Annotated in this window: 5 protein-coding genes; all 5 read left to right on the top strand. The window is 51.1% G+C overall.

Annotation, left to right across the window (positions count from 1 at the left end; genetic code table 11):
* Window positions 1–283: 283 nt before the first annotated feature.
* The 5 genes from AC3A8L_RS18640 to AC3A8L_RS18620 all read left to right on the top strand — a co-directional run bounded on the left by AC3A8L_RS18640 (window position 284) and on the right by AC3A8L_RS18620 (window position 6585).
* A complete protein-coding gene (locus tag AC3A8L_RS18640) occupies window positions 284–2428 on the top strand; it encodes a response regulator (protein WP_487963784.1) in 2145 nt (714 codons plus the stop codon).
* A 585-nt stretch (window positions 2429–3013) separates the two neighbouring features.
* Window positions 3014–4123, top strand: a complete 1110-nt coding sequence (gene alr, locus AC3A8L_RS18635) for an alanine racemase (protein WP_487963783.1) — start codon at window positions 3014–3016, stop codon at window positions 4121–4123.
* 23 nt (window positions 4124–4146) lie between these two features.
* Window positions 4147–5088, top strand: a complete 942-nt coding sequence (locus tag AC3A8L_RS18630) for a biotin--[acetyl-CoA-carboxylase] ligase (RefSeq protein ID WP_487963782.1) — start codon at window positions 4147–4149, stop codon at window positions 5086–5088.
* Window positions 5085–5804 (top strand): type III pantothenate kinase, encoded by a 720-nt coding sequence (locus AC3A8L_RS18625; RefSeq protein WP_487963781.1) that lies wholly within the window; start codon window positions 5085–5087, stop codon window positions 5802–5804. The genes AC3A8L_RS18630 and AC3A8L_RS18625 overlap by 4 nt, the downstream gene beginning before the upstream one ends.
* A gap of 49 nt (window positions 5805–5853) precedes the next feature.
* Window positions 5854–6585 carry an SPOR domain-containing protein gene (locus tag AC3A8L_RS18620; RefSeq protein WP_487963780.1) on the top strand — a complete coding sequence of 244 codons (732 nt, stop codon included), beginning with the start codon at window positions 5854–5856 and terminating at the stop codon, window positions 6583–6585.
* Window positions 6586–6712 lie beyond the last annotated feature (127 nt).

Here is a 6712-nt window from a genome sequence, read left to right as displayed (position 1 = left end):
AATACTTTATCCAATAATACTTGCCTCCTGCTTGCTCAACTGCGTTGCTCAAAGCGTTACAGGCCTCGGTAACTGCTCCACGACATTATGCTCCTGCCCTGATGCGTTACCCTAAGACCTATGTCCATATAGACCCCGGCATGCGCCCTCGTCTAATTGGACAAACTATTATTGCCCCGCCCCTTATAACTTACAGTCTGCTTAATTGTTGAAATAAGAGTCATACAATCTTAGATGTGATGGAGCCTGAGCTAAGCTAAAAGGAAGAAGAGGTTTCTTTTCTATGGCAAAACATACTCCTAAGTACAATGTTGCAAGTGAGTCTAGGGTAATGGAAAAAGGTGATCATCATTTATCGTCTGTGCTGATAAACATTTTGGGGCAAGTGGAGGCTCTGCGTGGAACCCGGTTTATTGACAGCATTACGCCATTGTTAGCGGAGACGATTCAGGCCGATTACACGTTCATTGGGCGTGTAGATAAGAGCTTGGAGCATGCTGATACCTTGTGCTTTTGTGATGGTATTCGACCTCTCGATAACATCCACTACGCGTTGCAAGGTACGCCATCGCAGCAGGTACTTGCGAATAACGTGTGTTTTCATGCCGCAGAGGTCTGTAAGGCGTTCCCTGATGATGGTTTGTTGGCTGAACTAGGTGTGGCTGGTTATGTTGGTACGCCATTATATTCTTCTGATGGGCACGCTATTGGTATCTTGGTGGCTTTATTTAAAGCCCCTATTGATAACCCTGAATCAGTTCAGGCTCTTTTTTCTGTATTTGCTGGGCGTATTGCAGCCGAGATTGCTGGGGAGGAGGCTCAGCGTGCCTTAGAGGTCGAATTAGAAAAAAGCCGGAAACTGCAAGAGCAATATCAGCTATTGGCCCGCCAAGAGCGCGACGCACGCCATCGCGCGCAAAAAGCGAATCGAGTAAAAAGTGCTTTTGTGGCGAATATGAGCCACGAAGTGAAAACGCCTATGAATGCGATGCTGGCGTTTTGCCAGATGTTGTTGAAGTCGGAGTTGAATCAAAGCCAGCGCTTGCAGGTGCAGAGCATGCTTGATGCTGGGCAGCAGCTAATGACAATGCTCAATGATGTTTTGGAGTTGTCGCGCCTGGAAGATGGCATTGTAGAGCTGCCGGAAAGCGATGTATTTAGTCATCAGCTGCTAGACAATGTTGTGGAGCAGAGCGCTAGTCAGCTGCAGCAAAAGCCTATTAAATTTTGTTATAGCATTTCACCTACTGTGCCGCCAAAGCTCTTGATGGCTGAGCACCATACGCAGAAAGTCGTCGTTAATTTATTAAGTAATGCACTCAAGTTCACGCAGCGGGGGGAGATTCATGTTCGGTTGAATTATGAGCCCAGCACCCCAGACTCGGGCTCGCTGACTATTGCTATAGCCGATACGGGAGTTGGGATCGATCAGCAGTTTATTGGCGATATCTTTGAGCCGTTTACCCAGCAAAACATGTCGAATACTCGAAGCTTCGGCGGTGCCGGGCTGGGTTTACATCTAGCGTATCGTTTGGTTAAAACGATGGGGGGGGCGATTAGTGTTGATAGTGTATTAGGACAGGGAAGTGTCTTCACGTTGAATTTACCGGTGGCTTTGCCTGATGTGAAGTCTCCACGCGTTTCGCATTTTGATGGCGTAATAGGGCTTGTGTCACCACAAAACGATGCAGCTGAAACTGTAGGTTCGTTACGCTTTCTTGGTGTGAAAGTGCATGAGGTTGATAGTCAAATACCGCTGGCATTACAGCTTGCGCAAAATGAGATTGCGGGGTTAGTGATAGATGCCAGTTGTGGGCTTGTTCCGGCTAGCCAGTTGGAGCATTGGTTGGCCGAGGCGAAAACCGATAGCTTGCCGGTAGCAGTGGTGATGACAAAAGAGGCTGTAAATGCGCCCGCCTATAGCGAGTTGTTGTCTCGTGTAACGTGTGTGCAGGCGCCGGTGTTAATGCATGAATGGCTTGATGTCATTGAGGGGATAGGCGGAGGGCAGGCCGGTACCGCTCCACGAAGCGGCGGGACGCTTAGCGATCGCATTCTGCTCGTTGAAGATAATCGTTTAAATCAGGAAATTGCCTTGTGCATACTCGAGGACGCTGGCTATCGCGTTGATGTTGCGAATAATGGTCAGGAGGCGGTGAATACCATGGAGGCTAGCCCTGAGGCATACCAGCTGGTGTTGATGGATATACAAATGCCGGTAATGGATGGCTTAGAAGCCACGCGTATTATTCGCGGGCGACTGCAAAATCGTGTCCCCATTGTTGCTGTAACGGCCGGTATTGCCGTTCAGGATCGTCAGCAGTGCGACGAGGTGGGAATGGATGATTTTATCCCCAAGCCAATAGACGAAGATTTTGTCCTGCAGAAAGTACGCTATTACATGTCTGGTGCTCATCAAGCTCAGTGATGGGGCAAGGCAATATTAGGCGAAGGGTTCCGTTTTCTTATGCCAGGCTTAGGGCCGAGGAAAAAATACTTTATCCAATAAAACTTGCCTCCTGCCCTGATGCGTTACCCTACTGACCTATGCTCTATAGGCCCCGGCATGCGCACCTTCGGGCGCCTTGTTGAGAAAACAGGCGCCTTCGTCTAATTGAGCAAACTATTGTTGCCCCGCCCCTTACAGCCGTTAATGGGCGTGGAGGTTTTTGTGCTACGAGCTCGCATGCGCAGGTAAGACGCTATTGTTGATCAACTTATCGGGTAGATCTTGTCGAGTAGAAATGGGTGCTGAGTTTGCTTTTGGGCGGGTTTAGCGCAGTGCACCGTTACGGTTAAAAAGCTTACCAGTAGAAAATTGCGTATTGATGGCAAGAAAGCACGGTGCGGGAGGAGTGTGTGCCGAGTTTGTCGGCATTTCCAGTTGCGCCGCTGGATGATTGTTTGCCTCCAGAAGCAATTGCCTATTGGTGCTCGCGTTAGCGCATCTTTTTGCACGCCATCAAATCTAAAGCCTTGTGCCATAATGCGCCCCTAACGATGAGGGGGTGGTGTGAGTTCACGGCTATCAATAACAATTAATCTTGACGCTGTCGCTGATAATTGGCGGCAGTTACAGCGGCGGCTGGGCGCTAATCGCGAGTGCGGCGCTGTTGTTAAGGCGAATGCCTATGGCTTAGGCATGGCTGAGGTGGCTGAGCGCCTTGCGGCGATAGGCTGCCGAACATTCTTTGTTGCAAACGTCGATGAAGGAGCCTACTTACGTCGGCATTTGGCGGCGAAGCCGGATGTGTGTATTTATGTCCTGCAGGGCGTTGAGGCGGGCGGTGAGCAGGATTGCTTGGATTTCCGTCTTCGGCCAGTACTTATTTCTGAGGCTATGGTGCGCCGCTGGGCGAACTTCACCGAGCAACATAAGGGCGAGCCCTGTGCGGTAAAACTTAATACAGGGATGAATCGCTTGGGGTTAGATGCCGATTCACTTAAACGTTTACTGGCGGAGATTCCGGCATTTTGGGTTGAGCGGGTAGCGTTAATTCTGAGCCACCTCGCCTGCGCGGATGAACCCAGTCATGTACTAAACCATCATCAGTTAGAGGGTTTTGAGCAGGCGCTACGGCAGGTGCGAAAAATTAATCCAGCGGTTAAGGTGTCACTCGCAAATTCGTCAGGCATTTTTTTGGGAGAGCGTTATTGCTTTGATTTGGCGAGACCTGGCGCTGCATTGTATGGCTTAAACCCCACGCCGGAGCGGGAAAATCCAATGCGCAGTACGGTTCGGTTGGCGTTACCTATTTTGCAAACCCGTGATACCTGTGGGCAGAGTTACGTGGGCTATGGCGCCGAAGCCTGTTTGGTTGGGGCCAAGCGCTTGGCGGTGGTTGCTGGTGGTTATGCCGATGGAATTTTTCGCGCGTCATTTCCCAAAATGGTAGGCCGGCTTAATGGCGTGCTTGTGCCACTGGTTGGGCGTGTTTCTATGGACACGCTAACTTTTGATATCACCCACGTTGAGGGGGTTGTTGAAGGCGGAGAGATTGAAATACTTTGCGAGCAAATTTCAGCGGATGCTCAAGGCGCGATAGCAGGTACTATTGGTTATGAAGTGCTTACGCGGCTGGGCGATAGAGTGCGGCGAATTTACCAAGGCGGAGTCGAGTAATGGCTGGGTTGCCTTGGGGGCTTATGAAATTATTGGCTGACGGCCAAAGCCATTCCGGCGAGGTGCTGGGCGAAAAACTCGGGGTGAGCCGTGCCGCCATCTGGAAAATGATCCATCAACTTGAAGCGTCGGGCCTCGCGGTAGAGTCGGTTAAGGGGCTGGGTTATCGGGTTCCGGCGGGCTTAGATTTGCTAAAGCCTGAATTGATTCTGCAATATTTGCCGGCAGCGTCTTTGGCGCTACTGACTAAGTTGGATGTGCTTGAGCAAACGACGTCGACCAATACCGCCATTACCAGCGCTGACTACACCTGCGGCGCTGTTGTTTTGGCGGAGCAGCAAACCGCGGGCCGCGGCCGGCGAGGGAGGGTTTGGGTGAGTCCGCTAGCGTCTAATATTTATCTCTCTATTCGCTGGCATTTCACACAGGGCATTGCTTGCCTCGAAGGGCTGAGTCTGGCTGTGGGTGTTGTGTTGGCTGACGCTCTGGCTTCGCTGGGGGTGCCCGATGTCGAGCTAAAGTGGCCTAACGATATTTGGGTGGGCGGAAAAAAGCTTGGTGGTGTTTTGGTTGAAATTGGTGGCGATGTCAACGGCGATTGTCATGCGATTATTGGTGTTGGGTTGAATGTTGCAATGTCGGCGGAATCGGCGGCGGGTATTGATCAGGCATGGGTGGATCTGGCATCTATGGGGTATTGCGCGGGTCGTAACCCGCTGGCTGCTGCGCTGATCGATCACCTATTGCAGATGCTGGCGGGTTATCAGGTTCAGGGTTTTAGTCGTTATCGCGATGCCTGGTTGCAGCGTAATGCATTGGCAGGAAAAGAAGTGTCCACCAGTGGCGCTCAATCCATACAAGGGATCGTCGTCGGCCTGACAGCGGGTGGCGGTCTTATTGTTCGCACTTCGCACGGCGAGGAAATACTCAATGGCGGTGAGGTTTCAGTGAGGGCTAGGGTGTGATTGTTGATATTGATATTGGCAATACGAATGCTAAGTGGCGCTGTGCGGGCGATGGTCATGTTTACTCGCAGCCAACATCGACATTACTTAACGCATGGGATTGTGTTGAAGGTGAGGTGTCGCGCGTGCGTATTGCGAGTGTTGCTGGCGCCGAGGTGCTGCAGAGTTTTGTGAGTGAAGTTCGAGCGCGCTGGGGGCTTGAGGTCGAAGTAGCTTGTGTTCAGCGTGTTTGCGCAGGGTTAACGGTGTGCTATGACGACGTTAGCCGTTTGGGGGTGGATCGGTGGCTGGCGATGCTTTCCGCTTATCGTGCTATTGGTAGCGACTGTGTTGTTGTAAGTGCTGGCAGTGCCATGACGGCCGATTGGGTTGCTAGTAATGGGCGGCATTTGGGAGGCTTTATCGCACCGGGTCGCGAAAAGATGATGGCGTCGTTATATCAGGATGTGGCCAATGTTCTTCGTTCACCAAGATCTCTCTCGCAGGCCCCGAGCGTTTCTCTGGGGCAGTCGACGGAAGGCTGTGTGGATGCGGGAGTCGCTGTTTTGTTGCAGGGCTTCATAAATCATGTCGCTTCACGCCACCTTGGGTCGCCAATTATCTTAGCGGGTGGAGATGCCCACGCTATGCTGAGCGTATGTGCGCAAGAGCACAAATCTAAGGTGTCTCTTGTGAGTAATCCCGTTCTTGACGGGTTGGCGATTGCATTACCCTGATATAGCGATACAGTGCTTTCAAGAGGTGGCAACAAGGTTAGGTGCTGGTGTGAGGTGGGTCTTTTTATCCCTCGTGTTAATTAATACGATGTTCTTTTCGTGGCGCTATCTGTCTCCTAGTCCGGTGGAGACTTTATCGAGCCCTGTTGTGGTCGAGCCTCAGTCTCAAAATTCTTCTGTAGCGATTATCGATCCATCCTTATCCATTACTCTTTTAGAAGAGCTAGATTCTTCGCGCCCAATTCAGAATCATTCAGCCGATGTTGATAGCCCGATGCCAGATGGTGGTGGAATTTGCTACTGGGCTGGCCCTTTGTCGAACGATGCTGATCGCGATGTATTGCTTCGAAGGCTGAAGGGGTTGAATGTTGTCGCTTCTGAGCGGGTCACTCGGGCGGCTGGCGATATGCGTTACTGGGTGTATTTGCCGCCGATGGCATCCAAGGCCGAGGCGAAGGTTCGCTTGGCTGAGCTGCAGGAAAAAGGCATTGATAGTTACTTGATTCACAGGGGGGAGCGCAAGAATGGAATCTCTCTTGGTCTGTTTAGTCGCTTGGAACTTGCTGAAATTAAAGAGAAAGAGGTTCGGGGTGCTGGTTGGAAGCCGGAGATGGATACTTATAAGAAAAGTGTGAGTCAACGCTGGGTGACGGCGAACAAAGAGCAATTAGATGCTGTTGGCGCAGGCATTTTGCCCAAAATGCTCAAAAATAAATCTGACGTGACGATAATCGAAAAAAAATGTGAATTGCCTGTTGCTTCTCATAACAACATTCACTAGAATCCCGCCTCCACATTGAGAGGCAGCTCTTAATGTGTTGCGAAAGCCAAGCATCTAATGTTTGGGTGGGAATGCTGGCGTAGCTCAGTTGGTAGAGCAGCTGACTTGTAATCAGCCGGTCGGGGGT

This window comes from Marinagarivorans sp., from assembly GCF_982758155.1.
This window is presented reverse-complemented; position numbering and strand designations above follow the sequence as displayed.

What these genes read in the sequence shown, in the direction of transcription:
- AC3A8L_RS18640 (WP_487963784.1), top strand. Translation starts at nt 284, where the DNA reads ATGGCAAAACATACTCCTAAGTACAATGTTGCAAGTGAGTCTAGGGTA.
- AC3A8L_RS18630 (WP_487963782.1), top strand. Translation starts at nt 4,147, where the DNA reads ATGAAATTATTGGCTGACGGCCAAAGCCATTCCGGCGAGGTGCTGGGC.